The sequence below is a fragment of the Microbacterium sp. ZKA21 genome, from assembly GCF_050434165.1.
Lineage (GTDB): Bacteria > Actinomycetota > Actinomycetes > Actinomycetales > Microbacteriaceae > Microbacterium.
Window position 1 is genome coordinate 308,499 of the sequence record NZ_JBNPVV010000003.1, and the last position, 19,746, is coordinate 328,244.

A 19,746-nucleotide genomic window follows, 5' to 3' on the forward strand; every position below is an offset into this window, starting at 1 on the left:
TCCAGGTTCTCGGGGCAGGGCAGGGCAGGGTGGGTCAGACGGTGACGGGCTGGGAGGATGCCGCGCGGAATGCGCGCCAGCCGCCGAACCCGGTGATGTCGCGTTCGGTGCGGTCGACGGATGCGGTGAAACCGAGGACGGCGCTTCCGTCCGCGAGCTCGACCTCTCCGAGCGCGAGCGGGGCACTGATGCTGCGCAGCAGCTGCGAGACGGCGAGGGGAGACAGCCGCCAGAGCTCCCCGGGCAGTTCCGCCCCGTCCTCGGCGCGGATCACCGCGGGACGTTCGATCTCGCCTTCGACGAGCAGCATGCGGAAGGTGTCCCGAGTCCGGACGTCGCGGACGAAGCGTGCGCCGAGCGACTGCAGCTGCGCGTTCAGCGGCTCGCCGCGCAGATGTGCGCCGAAGACCGCCAGTTCGACGCCGGGGACGGCGAGGGACGCCCCCTCCTCTGCTTCGCCGACGAGGCGGGAGGCGATGTCGAGGGCGACCTGATCGTGGAACGCGGGCACGACGATCGAGACCCCGTACCCGCCTTCCGCCGACGTCGGGACCGGTACTGCGACGGCGGCCATGTCGAGCAGGTTGACGAAGTTCGTGAACGTCCCGACCCGGCTGTTGACGCCGAGCGGGTCCTCGGCCACCTCGGCGACGGTGGGGTGCACGGGTGCGGTCGGGATCAGAAGCGCATCCATGCCCGCGAGCGCGTGGCGCGTCTGGAGCTTCGCCGCAGCGACAGCCTGCTGTGCGTCGATCACGGCGACGCCGTCCGTCGCCATGGCGCGCTGCGCGATCGTCGCGACCGAGGGGTCCGCGCCCCCGGGGTGCGCCTGGAGGAACGCCCCGTACGACCAGACGCGTTCGCTGACGAGCCCGCCTCCGTAGAGCAACTGCGCGCTGTCGAGCATCGGGCGCAGGTCGATCGTGCGGAACTCGACTCCGAGGCGTGCGAGCTGCGCGACCGCCGCGTCGAACGCCTCACGCGCTCCGAGCGACAGCGATGCGAGATCGGCGTCGTGTGGCAGGGCGACGACCGGCAGGGCAGGGGCGGCGAGCGGAGCATCCGCCGGCCATGGCCGGCTCCGGGGGTCGGTCGCGGATACTCCGACCACGGCATCCATGACTCGTGCCGCGAGCGTCGTCGTGCGTGCGAACACCGAGACGGTGTCGTAGGACGGCGAAGCCGGGACGACGCCGTCGAGCGGGAGCAGCCCGAGCGTCGGCTTGATGCCGAGGATGCCGTTGAACGCCGCCGGAACCCGCCCGGAGCCGGCCGTGTCCGTGCCGAGCGAGAAGTCGACGAGTCCGAGTCCGACGGACGCGCCGGATCCCGAGCTGGACCCGCCGGCGACGCGCTGCGGGTCGAGCGCGCTGGTGACGACGCCGTACGGGCTCCGGGTCCCCACCAGTCCGGTGGCGAACTGGTCCATGTTCGTCTTGCCGACGAGCAGGGCGCCGGCGAGCAGCAGCCGCTCGACGACGGTCGCGCTGCGCTGCGGGCTCCGCGCGAAAGCCGGATGAGCGGCCGTGGTCGGGAAGCCGGCGATGTCGATGTTGTCCTTGACGGCGAACGTCGTGCCGGCGAGCGGAAGGTCGGCGCCGTCGAGCAGCCGCTGCCGGATCGCCTCGGCATCCGCGGCGATGTCCTCATCCGGACGGAGGGCGATCCAGATCGTGGACGGCGCTCGCCGGATCGAGTCGAAGAGGGCGGAGAGGTCGGCGGCAAGGGATTCGCGCGAAGCGAGGTCGATCATGCGTGCGGGTCCGTTCTGTGATTCATGTGGGAGATCTGCATGGCGCGGGCGGCCCTGGCCTCGACGATCGACTGCGACTGGCCGACGTGCGTGCGGAGGAAGTCGCGCGCCTCCCGCAGCCGGCCGCGCAGGACGAGCTCGAGGATCTCGAGATGTTCGCTGATCGTGGCGTCGACGCGGTCCTGCGTGAGGTAGTCGTGCATGCGGATCGGTCGGATCCGCCGGTTCACGCGTTCGAGGGCGGTCACCAGCTCGCCGTTGCCGGCCGAGCGCAGCAGCGATACGTGGAACTGCTCGTCGGCGTCGACGAAGCCGGGGTCCGGGGTGACGCCGTCATCGAGCCGGGCGTGCCACAGCGACTGTTCGCGGATGAGGACCGAGGCCTCGTGATGGACCGTCGGGTCGCTGATCGCCCGATCCAGGCCGTGCGACTCGAGGAGGATGCGCAGTTCGTACAGCTCGGTGAACTCCTCCAGTGTCGGCATGTAGCGGTACAGCGCGCCGTCCCGTTTCACCAGCAGACCGTCGGCCTCGAGGCGCGCGAGGGCGTCGCGAACAGGGGTGCGGGACACGACGAACCGGTCGGCGATGTTCTCCTCGGTGAACCGGTGGAACGGCGAGTGGGTCGCGGTCAGGAGCTCCGCGCGGAGCTCTTCGTAGATGCGCACCCGTGCCGGACGACGGCGCGAGAGCGTCGGCTCTTCCGATGTGGCCAATGATGTATCCATTGCTGGACAGCGTCTTGGACACATGTTTCGAGCGCGTGTACGCGGTATCGCTCCGGTGTAACGGATCACACGCTTTGTTACAGCGCGATGCCTTGACGCCCTGAGGGCGCGGGTGTTGCCTGGGGTGATGGAGATCGTCACGTCTGCAGACGGAACGCCTATCGCCACCCGCACCATCGGCGCGGGCCCGACCGTCGTCATCGTAGGCGGTGCGCTGTCCACGGCTCGAGACGCCGGTGCGCTCGCGCAGGCCTTCGCGGATGCCGGGTTGCGTGCGGTCACCTATGACCGGCGGGCGCGCGGTGACAGCGGCGACGCGACGGTCGCGGATCCCTCGCGCGAGGCCGAGGATCTGGCGGCGGTGATCTCGGCATCCGGATCCGATGCGGCCGTCGTCGGGCATTCCTCCGGAGCCGTGCTCGCCCTGTACGCCGCAGGCGAGGGCGTCTCGATGACGCGGCTGTTCCTGTCCGAACCGCCGTTCCGATTCGGCGTCGACGATCCGGCATCCGACCTCGCCGACCGGCTGCAGGCGCTGGTCGACGACGGTCGTCCCGGCGATGCGGTGGTGCTGTTCCAGCGCGAGGGCGTCGGGCTGCCCGATGCTTTCATCGAGCAGTTCCGCGCATCGCCGGCGTTCGAACAGGTCGCACCTCTCGGGCGGTCGACCGTCTACGACACTCTCGTGACGAAACGCGTTTCGACGCCGACGGCAGCGATGCTCCGCGTCCGGATGTCGGTGACGATCCTGCGCGGATCCGAGACGATGCCGATCCTCGTGGCCGCGGCGTCGCGTCTGGCCGCTGCGATGCCGGATGCCGAGTTCGTGGAGGTGCCCGAGTCGATCGGTCACCGGATGGATCCGGAGGCGACCGCTCGCGTCGTCGCCGACCGCCTCATCTGATCCGCGCCTGGATCAGGGGTGCCGCGGCTGTCAAGCCCCTCCGACCGCCGGACCCGGCGGGTTACGGTCGCCGCATGATGGCAACCACGAAGACATCCACCAAGGCATCCGGCTCCCGCAGTGCGCGCGGCGGGACCGGCGAGAAGCGCACGCGTCGGCAGAACGCCGAGAAGGGATTCGTCGCATCGCCCGAGCTGAGCGCGCACCTGCAGGCCGTGCTCGTCGACCTGCTGGAACTGGCAATGCAGGGCAAGCAGGCGCACTGGAACGTCGTCGGACGCAACTTCCGCGACACGCACCGTCAGCTCGACGACATCATCGACGCGGCGCGCGAGTTCAGCGACACGGTCGCCGAGCGCATGCGTGCGCTCCACGCCGTGCCGGATGGGCGCAGCGATACCGTCGCGTCGAGTACGACGCTGCCCGAGTACCCGCAGGGCGAGGTCGACACGACGGAGACCGTCGATCTCATCACCGAGCGGCTCGAGGCGGTGGTCGCGACCATGCGCGAGGTGCACGACGGCGTTGACGAGGAAGATCCGACCAGCGCGGACATCCTGCACGCGATCATCGAGAAGATGGAGCAGTTCGCGTGGATGGTGAGCGCGGAGAATCGCACGCCGGCGGGGCGCTGAGCATGGAGGTCGAGCCTCGCCGCGCGATCGTGACGGGTGCGGATTCCGGCATCGGCCGCGCCACGGCCGTCGCGCTCGCCGCCGAGGGCGTCGACGTGGCGATCACGTGGCATTCGGATGCCGAGGGTGCCGAGGAGACCGCAGAAGAGGTCCGGTCGCATGGGGCTCGGGCGGTTGTCGCCCGGCTGGACACGGCGGAGATTCCGGGTTGTGGGGATGTCGTCGATGATCTCGTCGCCGAACTCGGCGGTCTGGACGTCTTCGTGAACAACGCGGGAACGGGACTGTCGACGCCATTCCTCGATGTGAGTCTCGACGAGTGGCGACGGGTGATGGATGTGGATCTGACCGGAGCGTTCATCTGCCTGCAGCGGGCGGCTCGGCACCTCGTGGCCGCGGGGAACGGAGGGCGCCTGATCGCGGTGACGAGCGTGCACGCGCATCAGCCCATGGTCGGCTCGAGCGCCTACGACGCGGCGAAGCACGGCCTCGCCGGGTTGATGAAGAACCTCGCGCTGGAGCTCGGCGGTCACGGCATCACCGCGGTGAGCGTCGCTCCGGGCGAGATCACGACGCCGATGACCGGGCAGACCGACCGTGACCCGCGTCAGGAGGATCGCCCGGGCATCCCGCTGGGGCGGCCGGGGGATGCCCGTGAGGTGGCGGCGCTGATCGCCTTCCTCGCGTCGCCTGGTGCCGCGTACATCAGCGGCACGTCGATCGTGATCGACGGCGGGATGCTCCAGATGGGCCCGCAGGCCGGTGCCGCGATCACCCAGCACGACTGGCGGACGGTGTGAGGGCGGATGCCGCGCGCTCCAGTCGTGCGGATCGGCACCTCGGGGTGGCGGTACCCGCGCTGGCGGGGTGACTTCTACCCGAAGGGGCTCGCACAGCGGCGGGAGCTGGAGCACGTCGGATCGCGCTTCTCGACGGTCGAGCTGAACGGTTCTTTCTATTCGCTGCAGCGTCCGGAGAGCTACCGGCGCTGGCGTGCGGCGGTTCCCGACGGGTTCGTGTTCGCTGTGAAGGGTTCGCGTTACGTCACGCACATGCTGCGGCTGCGTGGGGTCGAGACGGCGCTGGCGAACTTCTTCGCGTCGGGCGTGCTCGCTCTCGGCCCCGCGTTGGGACCGTTTCTGTGGCAGTTGCCCGAACGCGCGCAGTTCGATCCGGCGGTGCTGTCGGAGTTCTTCTCACTGCTGCCGCGGTCGACGACGGAGGCGCTGAAGCTCGCGCGGCGTCACGACGATCGGATGTCCGGGCGTGCATGGCTGGAGGTCGAGGAGGACAGACCGTTGCGTCACGCGTTCGAGCCGCGCTCGCCGTCGTTCGGTGAGGCCGAGGATCTGCTGCGGCGGTATGGCGTCGCGATGACGGTCGCCGATACGGCGGGGCGGTTCCCGCTGTTCGATTCCGTCACCGCGGACTTCGTGTACGTGCGCCTGCACGGTGCGCAGGAGCTCTACACGAGCGGGTACACGGATGCCGAACTCGACGCGTGGGCGTCTCGGATCCGCGGGTGGGTGGCCGACGGGCGGGATGTGTACGCGTACTTCGACAACGATGCGCTCGGGCATGCGCCGCATGACGCGGTGCGGCTGGCGCAGCGGATCGGCGCGGTGGGTGGCTCGTGATCGCACGGTGGGCCGGGCTGGCGACAGGGCGGTGATCGCCGCGTCAGTGGAGCTGGCGTGAGCTGAGCTGTGCGTGGGCGGTGCCGGTTTCGAGCACGGTTGGCCGTGTCGAGCATAGGCGGTGCGGTGCGGTGCATGTGGGCGCGCGGCGAGCGGGACTCGCGACAGTGCGGTGACCGTCACGTCAGTGGAGTTGGTGTGCGCGTGGGCGTGGATGTGAGCATCGGGGCACGTGCTGACGAGCGCATCCCGATGCTGGCATCCCGGTGCCGCCCGAGACGCGGCGCTCGGCCTTCACTCGCATGGCGGCCCCCGCGCCGGGTGTCAGGCGGCGAGGTTGTAGCGGGCGGTGCCGCCGAGTCGTGGGGTGCGTTCGGGGTCGACGCTGGGTGGGGGGATGAACCAGACTTTCGCGGTCACACCGGTGCCTTCGATTCTGATTTCCCAGCCGTTGTCGTGGACGCGGTGGTGGCAGTTGTCGCAGAGCAGGACCCCGCGGTCGAGGTCGGTTCTGCCGCGGTCGCGTTGCCACCAGTCGATGTGGTGGGCGCGGGTCATAGAGGGTGGGAGGGTGCATCCGGCGCATCCGCCGTCGCGTTCGACGAGGGCGAGGCGTTGTGCCCGGGTGAAGAAGCGTTTCTCCCTGCCCCAGTCGAGGATCTCGCTGTCGGTGCCGAGCACGTACGGGATGACGCCCCCGGATGCGGCCATGCGTCGGGCGGCACTGATGCTGATGGGCTGGTCGATGCCGTCGATGGTCGCGTATCCGGTTCCCTCGGCCAGGTCGTTCACCCCGACCCGGACGATCACGGTCGCCCCGGCCAGGGCGGGGGCGTTGCTGTCGCAACCGAGGGCGTGGGCGGCGATATCGGCGAGAGCGTCGGCCTGCAACTGCGCGATGCTGCGCCGATCGGCGTCCGGAGCGTCCGGATCGAGGGCGTGCACCCGCGCGTTCAGCACCGCGGTGACATGCCCTTCGATCGCGGTTTTGATCGGCGCACCGGTGGCGACGTCGACATCGGCGTCGATGTGCAGGCGCCCCTCGCGCTCGAACATGACCAGTCTGTTCTGCGCGCGGGCTGCTTCCTCCCGGGGCAGGACTCCGTCGGGGTCGAGGTGCGCTTCGGTGTGGGTGAGGAGTTTACGGACCTCGTCCAACGACAACCCGGCCGCCTTGTCTGCCAGGGCGGCCTCTGCCTCGGCAAGCCGATCCATGTCGATCTTGAATCGGACCCGGTCGAGCAGGGCGATGATGAGCCCGGCCGCCGGGGCCCCGATCCGCCCGGAACCGAGGGCGGCTTGCACGGCCGGGTACTTCGCCGGCAGCCGCGCCCCGAGCAGGTCGGTGCGCGGTGCGGTCGCTTCCCCGACCCTCACCAACCGCGATGCCTCCCCGGAAGACCGCCCGGTGACCGTCGCGACGAACTGTCCCGCGTTGCGGAACCCCTGCTCTTTCGCCAGAGACTCCGCGCCGAGCTCGGGACGGGACTCGTGCGCGATCCGCGCCGCGACCTCCGCCTCCAACCCATCCACCAGCCGGTGCAGCACCCCGAGTGCCGCGTTCGCGGCCACGAGTCCCGCCCGGTCCAGACCCGCCGCATCCGAAGCATCCGACCACACCGCATCGAGGCGGCTAACTGCCTCTTGCAGAGGATCCAGATGCGTCGTCGACATACCCCCAGACTACCCCGCCCACCCCAATAATGGAAGAGATGTTCGGAAGAGAAGTTCGGAAGAAATATTCGAGACTCAACGATCACATCATTTGATTCCGGAGGTCGAGAAGCCGGCGACATAGCTGCGCTGGGCGAAGATGAACACGATGATCATCGGGATCACGTAGAGGATCGACGCGGCGGCGATCAGGTTGTTGAGCGGGAAACCCTGGTCGTTGACGTAGCCGGTGGTCAGTGCCACGGCGAGCGTCGTGTTGTCGTAGTTCAACAGCAGGTTCGGGGTGATGAAGTCGCCCCAGACTCCGGTGAACGACAGCACGAACACGGTCACGATGATCGGCTTGGACATCGGGATGAAGATGCGCATGAAGATCCCGAAGCGCGAGCAGCCATCCAGTGTCGCCGCTTCCTCCAGCTCACGCGGGAGGCCTGCGAAGAACTGCCGGTACAGGAAGATGAGGAACGGGGAGCCGGCGATCGCCCAGAGCACCCAGGGCCAGTACGTGCCGACCAGACCGATGCGAGCGAAGAGCAGGTACGTCGGGATCAGCGTGACGATGCCGGGGACGAGCATCATCGAGATGAGCACGCCGAACAGGAAGTTCTTCCCCGGTCCCCGCAGACGGGCGAACCCGTATCCCACCAGCGCGGAGAAGAACGTCGTCAGCACTCCCGAGATGGATGACAGGAAGAACGAGTTCGCGGCGTAGACGAAGAACGGCTGCTCCGTCACGGCGAGCACGAAGTTCTCGAATGCGGGCGGAATCGGGAACCAGATGAAGTCGGTCGTCGACAGCTGCTCCGGCGTCTTCAGCGCCGTGATGATGAGCAACGCGATCGGCAGGACCAGCAGCACCGAGATGATCGTCAAGGTGATGACCAGGCCGGGTCGCGAGCGGACCCTGTCGCGGATGCGCGACGATGCTCCAGCGGTCGTGATGGCGCGGGTGGTGGTCATGTTCAACGTCCCTTCTCGGACGGGTCGACCGCGTAGAAGACCGTTCGTCCACCGATCTTGAAGGTGATCACGGTGACGATCAGGATGGCGAGGAAGAAGAGCCAGAGCATCGCCGACGCCGGCCCGTACTGCGAGAACGCGAAGTACTTCGCGTAGACGTTGATCATGTAGACCTGGTTGGCCTCCGGCACGGCGGTGATCGCCGCGGCCCCCGTCGCGGGCGAGAGCAGGAGCGCCGGGACGAACGTCTGCAGCACGCCGATCGTCGTCGTGATGGTCTGGAACAGCAGCACCGGCGAGATGGCGGGGAGCGTCACATGCCAGAACCGCTGCACCGCGTTCGCGCCGTCGAGCAGCGCCGCCTCGTTGAGTTCGGCCGGGACATCCTGGAGGGCGGCGAGGTTGATGATCACGCCGCCGCCGATGCCCCACAGCATCACGACGATGAGGACGCCGAAGACGGCATCGCCGTTGAACCAGTCCACGGCATCCACGCCGAACAGTGCGAGGAATCCGTTGAGCGCTCCGGTGTCGCGGTCGAAGATCAGCTTCCACGTCAGGGTCGCGGCGACCGCCGGAATGATCGCCGGCAGGTAGATCATCGAGCGGAACCAGGTGCGCGCCCGCACCTTCTGGTTCAGCAGGATCGCGAGCAGCAGGCTGCCGATGATCGTGATGGGCACCACGATGATCGCGAGCAGCCCGGTGCGACCCATGCTCGCCCAGGTCTGCGGGTCGACGAGCACATCGAGGTAGTTCGTGAACCCGACCCATGAGAAGGACGGCGAGATGCCGTCCCAGTTCGTCATGCTCACGGCGAAGGCGTAGCCGAGCGGGAAGAGGGTGAGCAGGACGGTGCCGGCGAGCCAGGGCGAGATGAAGGCGTAGAACGCGCGGCCCTCTCGGCGGCTGCGCAGCGACGGCCGCCTGCGACGCCCCTCGGGGCGGGTCGGTGGCAGGACGACCTGCTGAGTCGTCGGTTCGGCAGTGAGAACGGCCATACGATCACTTCCCCACGAGCGACGCACCGTTTGCGAGGAGCGTGTTCGATGATTTCGTAGCGGAGTCAGCCCACTGGCCGACGGTGATGTCGCCGCGAACGGCTTTCGCGAACGATGCTGCGAGCGTCGCGTCGATCGCACTCGGGTCGACGAACGGGGTGGTCGGAACGACGGACAGGAACTCGATCTCGTTCATCTGAGTCCGGAACGCCGCCTTCTGCAGCTCGGTCTCCTGCGGCAGCTTGTCGACGAGCGAATTCACCGACGGGATGCCCCACCCTGTCGTCGCTCGAGCGGCGGCGGGTTCGCCGCCGCAGAACCATTCGATGAACGCGAACGCCTCGTCCTTCATCCGCGACTTCGACGACATCCAGAATCCGGTGGCGGCCGTCGTGGGGCTCACGCGAGTGCTGCCCATCTGGGGAGCGGACGCCAGCCGCGAGAACGGTTCGACCTCCTGATCGGGTGTGATCTGCCCCGTCATCCAGTAGCCCGCGGCGTTCATGGCCAGCCGGCCGGTCGAGAACCCGGGCCAGTCCCAGCCCTCCGGACTGACATCGACGAGGGTGTATCCGACTTTGGCCGCGGCGACGTCGACGAACCATTGCAGCGCCTTCTGCGCTTCGGGCGACGTGAAGTCGATGCGGGAGAGATCGTCGTTGTAGAGACTGCCGCCCTGTGAGGCGACCATGGTCGAGATCGACGCCACCCGAGGTACGGTCTGGAACAACCCGTACTGCGTGACCTTGCCGCCTTCCCGGAACGTCATCGCCTTGGCGTGCTCGAGCAGCTCTTCGTGCGAGTACGGTCGGTCATCCGTCGGGAGCGGAACCCTGGCTTCCTCGAACGCCTGAGTGTTGACCCAGTACATCGTGTCCTGCGACCAGTCCTTAGTGACGCCGTAGTACGCGCCCTTGCCCTGGGTCCGGCCGTCCCAGCGCCACACGTCGTTGACCACGGCGAGGTTGTCCGGATGCAGAAGGCGACTGCTCTTGAGGTACTCGTCCAGCGGATGCGATATGCCGCGTGCCGCGTAGTACGGCGACTGCAGAGCACCGCCGCCGCGCACGACATCCGGCGGGTTGCCCGCAGCGATCATCGAGTTCAGGCGGATCTGATCGAACGTGATGAACGACAGCCCGATGTCGGGGTGGGCAGCCTCCCACGAGGCCAGCAGCTCGTCGTTGATCTCGTTCGCCACGGTCATGACGGTGATGGTCTTCGCCTTGCCGCTGAACGAGCTTGTGGAGCAGCCCGAGGTTGCGAGGGCCGCGAGTCCCACAAGCGTCCCGCCGATGAACGCTCGGCGCGAGAAGGGCGCGAGTTCGCGCATGTTCCGTACCTCCAGTGCTACGTCCGGCCGCGGTCTTCGCCGACCGGGCGCCCCCATCCTCGGCACTTGCGGCGTTCGAAGTCAAGATTCATAATGCATTCGATCACTAGTCGCACATGGAGGTGCCATGGATCTCTCCCAGCGGCAGGAGCGCATCCTTGCCGAACTGCGTCTGCACGGCAGCCTCTCGGCGACCGACTTCGCCGAGAGGATGCAGATCTCGGCGATGACGGTGCGCCGCGATCTCGGCGAACTCGCCGAGCAGGGGTTGCTGCGTCGTGTGCACGGCGGTGCCGTCGCCGTCGAATCCGGGGCGCCTCCGGCGAGCACTCACCGGCCGCCGCCCCGATCGGCCACCGGCCCGATCCCCGTCTTCGACGAGCCGCTGTTCACCTTCGGCTTCGTGGTGCCCGATCCGCACTACTACTTCCCCCCGATCGTCGCCGGTGCCGTGGAGCGGGTGCAGGCACTGGGCGGCCGCCTCGTGCTCGGCATCTCGGACTACGACGCCGAGAAGGAGCGCCACCAGATCGACCGGCTGATCCAGGCCGGGGTCGACGGGCTGCTGGTGACCTCGAGCGTCAGTGATGCGGTGCCGACGTTCGAGCAGCTGCTCGACTCGCCCGTCCCGGTGGTGGTCGTCGAGCGCTCGCTCGACGAGGTCCCGACGGCCAGCGCACTGGATGTCGTCCGCACCGACCACGCCGCCGGCGCCACGATGGCGGTGCGGCTGTTCGCGGCCCTCGGGCACACCAGGGCCGGGCTGGTCGCTTTCCACAGCCCGACGACGCCGCATCTGGAGGCAGGCTTCGAGCGGGCGGCGCGCTACTTCGGCGTGGACATCTCGGATGCCGTGATCCACATCGACGAGCACACGGCGGTGCGGGAGCAGACGGTCGCGGCGATCGAGCGCTGCAGGGCGACGGGCGCCACCGCGGTGCTCGTGCACTCGGACCGGTACGCCGTCGAGTTCGTCGAGACGGCGCTCGGCATGGGTTTGTCGATTCCCGGAGACCTGTCGATCGTCTCCTACGACGACGAGCTCGCGGCGCTCGCCGCCGTGCCGCTCACCGCGGTCGGGCCGCCCAAGCGCGACGTCGGATGGATGGCCGCCGGGATGCTGTTCGACCGCATCTCGTCGACGCCGGAGCGCGCCCTCGCGTCGCGGCACGTCGCGCTGCGGCCGAACCTCGTCTCGCGACTGTCCACCGCGGCCCCGTAATGTTCGAATTCTGATCGACTGAACCACGGCGGTTGACGCGGTCGACCCGGCTGCATTGGGATGGAGCACATTCACCGGGGGAATCGAGGGAGACGCCGACGATGCTGCACACCGGGCGCGCCGCGCCACCGACCGTGGCGTTTCTGATGCCGGAGGACACCTTCTCGCGGGTGTTCGGCACCGCCGATATCGCGCGCCTGCTCGCCGAGCCGCGCCTGCGACTGCTCGCCGCCGAACCGCTCGACCTCTCCGCGCCGGGGCATCGGCGCATGCTGGCCGAGGCGCAGATCGTGATCACCGGCTGGGACTCCCCAGAGCTGCGCGGCGATGCGCTCGCGGCGCTGCCGTCCGTGCGCGCCGTCGCGCATTCCGCCGGCACCGTCCGCCCGATCGTCACGGACGAACTGCTGGCGCTCGGGGTCGACGTCGCCTCGAGCGCGAGTGCGAACGCCGTACCGGTGGCCGAGTTCACGCTGGCCATGATCATCCTGGCGGCGAAGCGCGCGTTCTGGTCGGCCGACCGACTGCGGGCGGAGCGACGGAAGCCGGATGCCGAGACCGCCTGGCCGACCGTCGGCGCCAACGGCGTGCGCGTCGGCGTGGTCGGGGCTTCGCACATCGGGCGTCTCGTTCTGCGGCACCTGGAGCGGTTCGACCTCGAGGTCGTCGTCGCCGATCCGACGTTGACCGCGCGGCAGCGTCGAGATCTCGGCGTACCGTGCATAGCGCTGGACGACCTCTTCGCCTCGAGCGACATCGTCACACTGCACGCGCCGTCGCTGCCGAGCACGCAGGGGATGATCGATCGGGACAGGATCGCCCTCATGCGCCCGGGCGCCACGCTGATCAACACCGCCCGCGGCGACCTTGTCGATTCGATCGCGCTCGCCGAGCGGCTGCGACGCGGTGACCTGGTCGCACTCCTGGACGTCACCGATCCGGAGCCGCTGCCTGAGGGGCATGCCCTGTGGTCGACGCCGAACACCTTCCTCACCCCGCACATCGCCGGTTCTCAGGGCACCGAGTTGGCGCGGCTCGCGGAGCACGTCATCGACGAGGTCATCCACTACGCCGCGAACGGGCGCTTCATCGAGCCGATCACGGTGCCCCAGATGGCGGTCATGGCGTGATCTTCGGCATCCGGCGCATCCCGGGCTGACACGACGAAGCGGGCCGGGTGCTCCCCGGCCCGCTTCGTCGTGCCTCAGGCGACCGTGCAGTCCGCGATCACGAGCCAGCCGTCCGCTGTCGTCGTCGACGACGTGGCGAGCTCGATCGCCGGAGTGCTGCCCGTGGTCGTGTCGACGATCGCGAGCGCCCAACGATAGTGGCCCTTCGGCACCGCGCCGATGGTCGCGGTGGTCGTGTACTCGTACGAACGGTGCGAGCGCCACGTCGCCGGTTCGACCGCGGCATCCACCCGCACATCGACGGCCTTGCCGGCGTTGTCGAGCAGAGCGAACGCGACCCGGTACTTGTGGTTCCAGGCCGGGATGTCGTTCGGCAGGAAGCCCCAGCCCTGATTCACCCATGAGTGCTGGATCGCCACCTGGCCACCGGGGGCGACCTTGGCGGGCACGGTCACGGCACCGGGGTGCAGCCGGTACCCGCCCTTCTCGTTGAAGGCCTGGACGAGGTCGAAGCGGTCCTCGAACCACGACTCCGTCTCGCCGACGCGGAAGTCCATCGAATTCACGTGGGCCTGCTGGCCGTCGTCGTACTCGCCCTGTCGCACGTCGCCCGGCGTCTCGTATCCCCGGGGGTCATCCGAATAGCTGTGGCTGTGCGTGACCCATCCGCCTTCCAGGATGATCGGACGCTTGTAGAGGTAGGCGCCGGCGACTTCGCGCTCCCACTGGCCGTAGTAGGTGGTCATGCCGAATGCGTCCTGCCGAAGGATCCAGCCCTTGTCCTGGTAGGCGTAGTCGAGCAGCGCGCGACTGTTCGGATCCGCCGTGCCCCAGTCCTTCTCGCCGCCGATCATCCGGTGGTAGTTCACCGCCAGCGGCACTGTCGGGAACAGGCGGGAGTAGAGGTCGATGTTCCACTTCCACACGGCATCCCGGTTGGCGATGTCGAGGTACTTCATCGAGTGGCCCTCGCCCCACTTGCCGAGTCCGTAGCCGTCGATGAAGTCCATCTCCTCCGGGTCGCCGAAGCGTGCCGCGAAGGCGGTGAGGAACGCCTCGTACTTCCGCTGGAAGATCGGATCGTCCGGGTACGGCGACCACAGCACCTTCGTGCCGCTGGTGGACTCGTAACCCTGCGCTCCGGCGGCGCGGACGTAGTCGGGAGTGAAGCCGAGCGGTTTGTCGCGGCTGTCGACGACGACGCGGAAGGCGAGGCGCATGTCGCGATCGCGCGCATTCTGCAGCATCCACTTCAGCTTCTCGTCGGTGTCCCAGCCGTAGACGCCCTCGGCCGGGTTCAGCACCGCCCATGACAGGCGCATGTAGAGCGTGGGGGCGTAGTCGGAGACGCGGACCGGTCCGTCGAGGCCGGGCACCACCATGTTGTCGTAGTGCTCCCAGTAGTCGTCGGCGACGGTCGCGGTGCTGTACAGCACGAAGCCGTTCAGCGGGTTGCGCAGCACACGGCCGGCGTCGTGGGCGAAGGTCGCCGTTCGGCTGCGTCCGGCGGACTCGCTCAGGCCGGATGCCGTCCGCGGTTCGGATGCCGTGCCGGATGCCGCGGCCGTCGCCGCTGATGCGGACGACGGCAGGATCAGCGCCGATGTGGCGGCCAGTGCGCCGACGACTCCCATTCCCAGGACCGTGCGTCTGCCGTATTCGGATGGCGTTCCCATGTCGTGCTCTCCTTCGAGTCGATGATGTGCGGTGGCGCGCTGTCAGCCATCATTCGGTGGGCGGAGCGGGAGTGTCAACGAAGACGGAGCGGTCGCACAGGAAGCGAACAGCGAGCGGATGCCGGCTGCTCGCTCCCTGGCGGTGGGGTTCAGTCAGCTGCGAGCCGCGAGCTGCGGGTAGACGGCTTCCAGCGGGGCGGAGAGCCCGGCCTTGGCCTGCACGGACGTGTCATCCGCGAGGACTTCGTACTGGCCGGCCTCGGTCGCATCGAGCACCTTCTCGACGAGCTCTGCAGGGTCGAGCTTCGGGTCGGTGGCGTGCATGGCCATGGCGGTGTCGACGTAGCCGACGTGCACGCCGACGACCTGGACGCCGGCGGGCTGCAGCTCCACGCGCAGCGAGTTCGTCGCGGACCACAGGGCCGCCTTCGTGGCCGAGTAGATCCCGGCGACCGCGTACCAGGACAAGGCGGAGTGGATGTCGATGATCGCGGTGTTCCCGCCCTTCGCGGAGAGGATCGGGGCGAACGCGCGGGTCAGGAACAGCGGGCCGAGGAAGTTGGTCTCGACGCTGCGGCGGATCTCCTCGTCCGAATGGCTGAGGATGCCGGGGCTGGACACCGAGATACCCGCGTTGTTGATCAGGATGGTCACGTCCGGCGCGGCCTCGACGGCGGCCCTGATCGAATCGGCGTCCGTCACGTCGAGAGCGAGAGGGACGATGCGCTCATCGTCCCAGTCGCGGGGCGTCCTGGCAGTGGCGTAGACCTTCGCTGCCCCGCGGGCGAGAGACTCTCGGACGAAGTGCGCGCCGATGCCTCCGTTCGCGCCGGTGACGAGCACGGTGGCTCCGTTGAATGACGTCATGGTGTTGTCCTTCTCTGTTGGCTGGTGTCACCGTGGGAGAATGAGCAGCGCCATATCCGAGCCCACGCAACAATGACTACACTCATAACTGAGGCAAGTCAGGGTTTATTCCAGGAGGATCACGATGCCAGGGGCCGCACAGCCGCTCGGGCGGCGCGAGCGCAACAAGCAGGAGAAGCTCGAGCGCATCACGGCGGCCGCGAGCGAGCTGTTCGCGACCCACGGCGTCGACGACGTCACCACGCAGCAGATCGCCGAGGCCGCCGATATCGGCACCGGCACGCTGTTCCTGTACGCGAAGACCAAGGGCGAACTGCTGCTGCTGGTGCAGAACACCCACTACGGTGCCGCCCTGAAGCGGGGGCGGGTCGCCGCCGCCAAGGCGGCGGACGCCGTCGAAGCCGTGCTGGCGCTGGTCGCCCCGGTGGTGGAGTGCAATCGCGCGCAGGTCGACAACGGGCGCACGTACCTGCGCGAGATGGTCTTCGGCGACCCGACGGAACCGCACCACGCCGAAGCGCTCTCGATCGTCGCGCAGACCGAAGAGGCGCTCGCGGGGACGCTGATCGAGCGCGCCGGGGCGGCGGAGGCCGATGCGGCGGCGCTCGCGCGGGTGATCTCGGCCGTCATGTTCGTCGAGATGGCCGCCACCGTGAATGCCGGTTCGAGCGTGAAGGACATCGTCGCCGGCATCCGTGCGCAGGTCGCGGCGATCCTGCGCTGACGGATGCCGCGGCTCACGCGCCGGTGATGACGACCTTGCCGCGGACGCCGCCGCCGGCCAGTGCGGCAAGGGCGCTCGGCGTCTCATCGAACGGGAAGGTGCTCCCCACGACCGGGCGCAGGATGCCGTCATCGACCAGGGACGCGATCTCGCGGAGCTGATCCCCGCTGGCGCTCATGAAGAGGAATTCGTAGGTCACGCCGAGCTTCTTCGCCTGCGTGCGGATGCTGCGGCTCAGCGCGCCGATGCCCAGGCGGAGCAGCGGGTTCAGGCCCGCGCGCTTCGCGAAGGCCGGGTCCGGCGGCCCGGAGATCCCGATCGCCGTGCCGCCGGGGCGGAGAATGCGCAGCGACTTCTCGAGGTTCTCCCCGCCGAGGCTGTCGAGGACGAGGTCGTAGCCGGAGAGCACCTTCTCGAAGTCCTGGCTGCGGTAGTCGATCACCTCGTCGGCGCCGAGGTCGCGGACGAAGTCGGCGTTGCGGCTCGAGGCGGTCGTGGCCACGTGGGCGCCGAGGTGCTTCGCGAGCTGGATCGCGATCGAGCCCACGCCACCCGCTCCGGCGTGGATGAGGACCTTCTGGCCGGGCTGTACATTGCCGCGGACTACGAGCGCCTGCCATGCGGTCAGCGCCACCAGTGGCAGGGATGCCGTCTCGATCGCCGTGATCGTGGTGGGGACGAGGGCGAGGTCCGACTCGTCGATCGAGATGCGCTCCGCGAACGTGCCGATCCGGCCGTCGCGGGCGCGACCGAACACCCCGTCGCCCGGTGCGAACCCTCGGACCTTCGACCCGGTGCGGATGACGGTGCCGGCGAGGTCGTGGCCGAGGGCGAGAGGCGTGTCGTACGGCAGGATCGCCTTGAACTCGCCCGCGCGGATCTTCTCGTCCAGTTGGTTCACGCCGGCGGCGGTGATCCGCACCAGCACGTCGTGGTCGCCGACGGTCGGTTCGGGAACGTCTGCCTCGTGCACCGGTTGCCCGTAGTGGTCGAAGACGAATGCGCGCATGCTGTACCCCTTGTCTGATCTCACTCAATTATGAGTGTACTCAGTTTATATGTCAAGCGCACCGACCAGACCGATCGCCCGCGACGAGGGTCCGGTTCAGGAGAACGTGACCCCCGCATGAGCGGCGAGCCGCTCCATCAGCGCACGCTGGAACTCGGCATCGACGGCGGCGGGGTGCGGACGCCCGGCCCCACGGTGGTGCCAGTACCCGCCGCTGCGCGGTGCGATCTCATCGGCATCCGCGGTGGCGAGCCAGACCTGGGTGCGGTGTCCTTCGTCCAGGTCATCCGACGCGTGCGGTCCACCCATGCGCGTCGGCACCCAGCCCGGATCGACGGCGTGGGCGAGCGCGTTCGGCCGCAGCCGCGCGAGCGCCATCGCGAGTGCCGTGACGTGCAGCTTCGAGTCGTCGTACGGGCGACGTCGATCCTGCGGGCGCGCGAAGTCGAGGGCCTCGAGCTCGGCGGATCCCGTCAGGTGCATCGAACTGCTGAGGGTCACCGTGCGAGAGGGCGGCGTCATCAGCGCGGACAGCACGTACGGCGCGACGATGTTCACCGCGAAGACGTCGGGACCGTTCAGCACTCCGGCGTTGTGGATCACCGCGTCGAACGTGCCGATCCGATTCAGCCGGCCGGCGAGGTCGACGGTCGCGTCGAGGTCGGCGAGGTCGCCGTGGACGGCCGCATAGGCGCGATCACGGATGCTCTGTTCGCGCAGGCGGTCGGAGGTGCGCGCGTGCAGCACGACGTCGTGACCGAGATCGATGAGCTCGCGGGCCGAAGCCTGACCGAGGCCGGTTCCGGTGCCCGTGACGAGGATGAGCGCCATGGAGTTCCCTTCGTCAGTCGGCGTTCACACGGATGATGCGGTCGTCCGCGTCTCTCGGCTCGCCGCGTCCGTCCGTGTTGTTGGTGAGGATCCACAGGGAGCCGTCGGGTGCCGCGACCACGTCGCGCAGACGGCCGTACTCGCCCGCGAACAGCTCGGTCGAAATCGCCGGATCATCCAGCGGAACCGCACGGAGACGCTCTCCCCTCAGGTTCGCGACGAAGAGGGTGTCATCGGAGATCGCGATGCCGCTGGGACTCGCATCCGCCGGCGACCACTGCTGCACGGGGTCGATCATGTCGTGCGACTCGACGATGCCCTCGGCATCCGGCCAGCCGTAGTTCCCGCCCGGTTCGATCACGTTCAGCTCGTCCCAGGTGTCCTGGCCGAACTCGCTTGCGTAGAGTGTGCCGTCGTCATCCCAGGCGAGGCCCTGCGGGTTGCGGTGCCCGTAGCTGTACACGAGCGAATCCGCGAAGGGGTTGTCGGCAGGGATGCCGCCGTCCGGCGTCATGCGGAGGATCTTGCCCGACAGCGAATCCAGGTCTTGCGCGCTGCTCCTGTCGCCGGCATCGCCGGCCGTCGCATAGAGCATCCCGTCCGGTCCGAAGGCGATCCGTCCGCCGTTGTGGTTGCCGGCAGCCGGGATGCCGTCGAGGATCGTCACGGAAGCGCCGAGCCCGAGTGCGCCCGGTTCGCCGGTCAGATCGTAGCGGTCGATGCGGTTCTCGCCGGAGCCGGTGGCGTACGCGTACAGATCGCCGTCGTGGACGGCGATGCCGAGGAGGCCGCCTTCGCCCCGTGGCTCGACGTCGGCGATGACCCCGACCTCGCGCGTCGTGCCGTCCGCCGCGATCTCGAGGATGCACGCGGTGTCGCGCTCGCTGACCAGGGCCCTGCCCTCGTGGAATGCGATGGACCAGGGCGCGGCGAGGTCCTCCGTGATCACCGAGGTCGGTGCCGCCGATGCGGAGGGGGCGGTCGACGGGACGGGGGACGTGCTCGGCGCTGGCGCGCTGCACCCGACGAGCGCCGCGACGGCGCCGAGAGCAGCGGTGAGCCGGGCGGGGCGAGCGATGGACAGCATGCGATCTCCTCGGCTGTGGTCCGGCATCGGTGTCAGGTGATGCTGATGACAGTGCCGTCCGGGAGCGCCCCGAGCGCTTCGAGATCGAAGTCGAACCGGCCGACGCGCACGAGCCCCGGCCATCGGCCAGGGCTGCCGTAGTAGAGCACCAGCGTCTGCAGCGGCGCGTAGTACGCGATCTCGCCCGGACGCGGTTCGTCGGCCTCGGGAACGCCGTCCAGTGCGAGTTCGCGCTTTAGCTGCGCGACCTTCTCGACGTCGTTGAAATCGTCGAATGCGAGGGTGAGCGGCAGCAGGTCGCACAGTTGCTGCGCGACGGGATTGTCGAAGAGCTCGCCGCTGACGGTGCGGCCGTCGATGGTCAGGTCGATGTTCATGAATGCCTCCGGCTTCACGGTACCCACGCGGTCCGCGGGAGGGGAGGCCCTGTCAGTACGTCGTTCCGTGGACACTCCCGCGGCGGCTTCGGTGCGCGTCGGCTCGATGACTGCTTCACGGCGTGGGGCGATATCGGCTTCGAAGGTCTGCTCTTCGGGCTGGGGTCTGCACGGCGCTCGCGAGGTGCCGGCATCCTC

Annotated in this window: 19 protein-coding genes; 7 read left to right on the forward strand and 12 right to left on the reverse strand. The window is 68.7% G+C overall.

All coding sequences use genetic code 11. The annotated features are described in order from the left end of the window. Positions 1 to 34: 34 nt before the first annotated feature. Positions 35 to 1,753, reverse strand: coding sequence for an allophanate hydrolase (atzF, locus tag M2317_RS08835; protein WP_429459286.1), 1,719 nt, complete (start codon positions 1,751 to 1,753; stop codon positions 35 to 37). Next, positions 1,750 to 2,481, reverse strand: a complete 732-nt coding sequence (locus tag M2317_RS08840; protein WP_429459288.1) for a GntR family transcriptional regulator — start codon at positions 2,479 to 2,481, stop codon at positions 1,750 to 1,752. The genes atzF and M2317_RS08840 overlap by 4 nt, the downstream gene beginning before the upstream one ends. Positions 2,482 to 2,608: 127 nt before the next feature. On the opposite strand from M2317_RS08840, the gene M2317_RS08845 reads away from it, so the two are divergent. The 4 genes from M2317_RS08845 (at position 2,609) to M2317_RS08860 (ending at position 5,657) form a co-directional block, all read left to right on the forward strand. Next, positions 2,609 to 3,385 carry an alpha/beta fold hydrolase gene (locus M2317_RS08845; protein WP_429459290.1) on the forward strand — a complete coding sequence of 259 codons (777 nt, stop codon included), beginning with the start codon at positions 2,609 to 2,611 and terminating at the stop codon, positions 3,383 to 3,385. A gap of 77 nt (positions 3,386 to 3,462) precedes the next feature. Beyond that, positions 3,463 to 4,020, forward strand: coding sequence for a Dps family protein (locus M2317_RS08850; protein ID WP_429459567.1), 558 nt, complete (start codon positions 3,463 to 3,465; stop codon positions 4,018 to 4,020). Positions 4,021 to 4,022: 2 nt separating this feature from the next. Beyond that, the gene (locus M2317_RS08855) at positions 4,023 to 4,820 is read left to right on the forward strand and encodes an SDR family oxidoreductase (protein WP_429459569.1); all 798 of its coding nucleotides are present in this window, start codon (positions 4,023 to 4,025) and stop codon (positions 4,818 to 4,820) included. A 6-nt stretch (positions 4,821 to 4,826) separates the two neighbouring features. Further along, positions 4,827 to 5,657 (forward strand): DUF72 domain-containing protein, encoded by an 831-nt coding sequence (locus tag M2317_RS08860; RefSeq protein WP_429459291.1) that lies wholly within the window; start codon positions 4,827 to 4,829, stop codon positions 5,655 to 5,657. 324 nt (positions 5,658 to 5,981) lie between these two features. Here the strand turns inward: M2317_RS08860 and M2317_RS08865 are convergent, their stop codons facing one another. The 4 genes from M2317_RS08865 to M2317_RS08880 all read right to left on the reverse strand — a co-directional run bounded on the left by M2317_RS08865 (position 5,982) and on the right by M2317_RS08880 (position 10,625). Then, positions 5,982 to 7,331: a DUF222 domain-containing protein gene (locus M2317_RS08865; protein WP_429459293.1), complete on the reverse strand. Its 1,350-nt coding sequence runs from the start codon at positions 7,329 to 7,331 to the stop codon at positions 5,982 to 5,984. An 87-nt stretch (positions 7,332 to 7,418) separates the two neighbouring features. Further along, positions 7,419 to 8,291, reverse strand: a complete 873-nt coding sequence (locus M2317_RS08870; RefSeq protein ID WP_429459295.1) for a carbohydrate ABC transporter permease — start codon at positions 8,289 to 8,291, stop codon at positions 7,419 to 7,421. A 2-nt stretch (positions 8,292 to 8,293) separates the two neighbouring features. After that, entirely contained in the window at positions 8,294 to 9,292 is a 999-nt protein-coding gene (locus M2317_RS08875; RefSeq protein WP_429459296.1) for a carbohydrate ABC transporter permease, read from the reverse strand. A gap of 4 nt (positions 9,293 to 9,296) precedes the next feature. Continuing rightward, positions 9,297 to 10,625, reverse strand: a complete 1,329-nt coding sequence (locus tag M2317_RS08880) for an extracellular solute-binding protein (RefSeq protein ID WP_429459298.1) — start codon at positions 10,623 to 10,625, stop codon at positions 9,297 to 9,299. 127 nt (positions 10,626 to 10,752) lie between these two features. Here M2317_RS08880 and M2317_RS08885 point away from each other — a divergent pair, with 127 nt between their 5' ends. Together M2317_RS08885 and M2317_RS08890 are read left to right on the forward strand one after the other, a co-directional pair. Further along, the gene (locus M2317_RS08885) at positions 10,753 to 11,847 is read left to right on the forward strand and encodes a substrate-binding domain-containing protein (RefSeq protein WP_429459300.1); all 1,095 of its coding nucleotides are present in this window, start codon (positions 10,753 to 10,755) and stop codon (positions 11,845 to 11,847) included. 101 nt (positions 11,848 to 11,948) lie between these two features. Continuing rightward, positions 11,949 to 12,977, forward strand: a complete 1,029-nt coding sequence (locus M2317_RS08890) for a hydroxyacid dehydrogenase (RefSeq protein WP_429459301.1) — start codon at positions 11,949 to 11,951, stop codon at positions 12,975 to 12,977. Between the two features lie 74 nt (positions 12,978 to 13,051). Here the strand turns inward: M2317_RS08890 and M2317_RS08895 are convergent, their stop codons facing one another. Both M2317_RS08895 and M2317_RS08900 read right to left on the reverse strand, forming a co-directional pair. Further along, entirely contained in the window at positions 13,052 to 14,653 is a 1,602-nt protein-coding gene (locus M2317_RS08895; RefSeq protein WP_429459303.1) for a DUF4832 domain-containing protein, read from the reverse strand. A gap of 153 nt (positions 14,654 to 14,806) precedes the next feature. Continuing rightward, the gene (locus M2317_RS08900; RefSeq protein ID WP_429459304.1) at positions 14,807 to 15,520 is read right to left on the reverse strand and encodes an SDR family oxidoreductase; all 714 of its coding nucleotides are present in this window, start codon (positions 15,518 to 15,520) and stop codon (positions 14,807 to 14,809) included. 124 nt (positions 15,521 to 15,644) lie between these two features. Between M2317_RS08900 and M2317_RS08905 the strand changes: the two genes are divergently transcribed. Then, positions 15,645 to 16,244, forward strand: a complete 600-nt coding sequence (locus M2317_RS08905; RefSeq protein WP_429459305.1) for a TetR/AcrR family transcriptional regulator — start codon at positions 15,645 to 15,647, stop codon at positions 16,242 to 16,244. 13 nt (positions 16,245 to 16,257) lie between these two features. Here M2317_RS08905 and M2317_RS08910 read toward each other — a convergent pair whose 3' ends face one another. The 4 genes from M2317_RS08910 to M2317_RS08925 all read right to left on the reverse strand — a co-directional run bounded on the left by M2317_RS08910 (position 16,258) and on the right by M2317_RS08925 (position 19,548). Further along, the gene (locus tag M2317_RS08910) at positions 16,258 to 17,253 is read right to left on the reverse strand and encodes an NADP-dependent oxidoreductase (RefSeq protein ID WP_429459306.1); all 996 of its coding nucleotides are present in this window, start codon (positions 17,251 to 17,253) and stop codon (positions 16,258 to 16,260) included. Between the two features lie 96 nt (positions 17,254 to 17,349). Next, the gene (locus M2317_RS08915; protein WP_429459307.1) at positions 17,350 to 18,084 is read right to left on the reverse strand and encodes an SDR family NAD(P)-dependent oxidoreductase; all 735 of its coding nucleotides are present in this window, start codon (positions 18,082 to 18,084) and stop codon (positions 17,350 to 17,352) included. 13 nt (positions 18,085 to 18,097) lie between these two features. Beyond that, positions 18,098 to 19,171 carry a PQQ-dependent sugar dehydrogenase gene (locus M2317_RS08920; RefSeq protein WP_429459309.1) on the reverse strand — a complete coding sequence of 358 codons (1,074 nt, stop codon included), beginning with the start codon at positions 19,169 to 19,171 and terminating at the stop codon, positions 18,098 to 18,100. A gap of 32 nt (positions 19,172 to 19,203) precedes the next feature. Then, the gene (locus M2317_RS08925; protein ID WP_429459311.1) at positions 19,204 to 19,548 is read right to left on the reverse strand and encodes a cyclophilin-like fold protein; all 345 of its coding nucleotides are present in this window, start codon (positions 19,546 to 19,548) and stop codon (positions 19,204 to 19,206) included. Between the last annotated feature and the right edge of the window lie 198 nt (positions 19,549 to 19,746).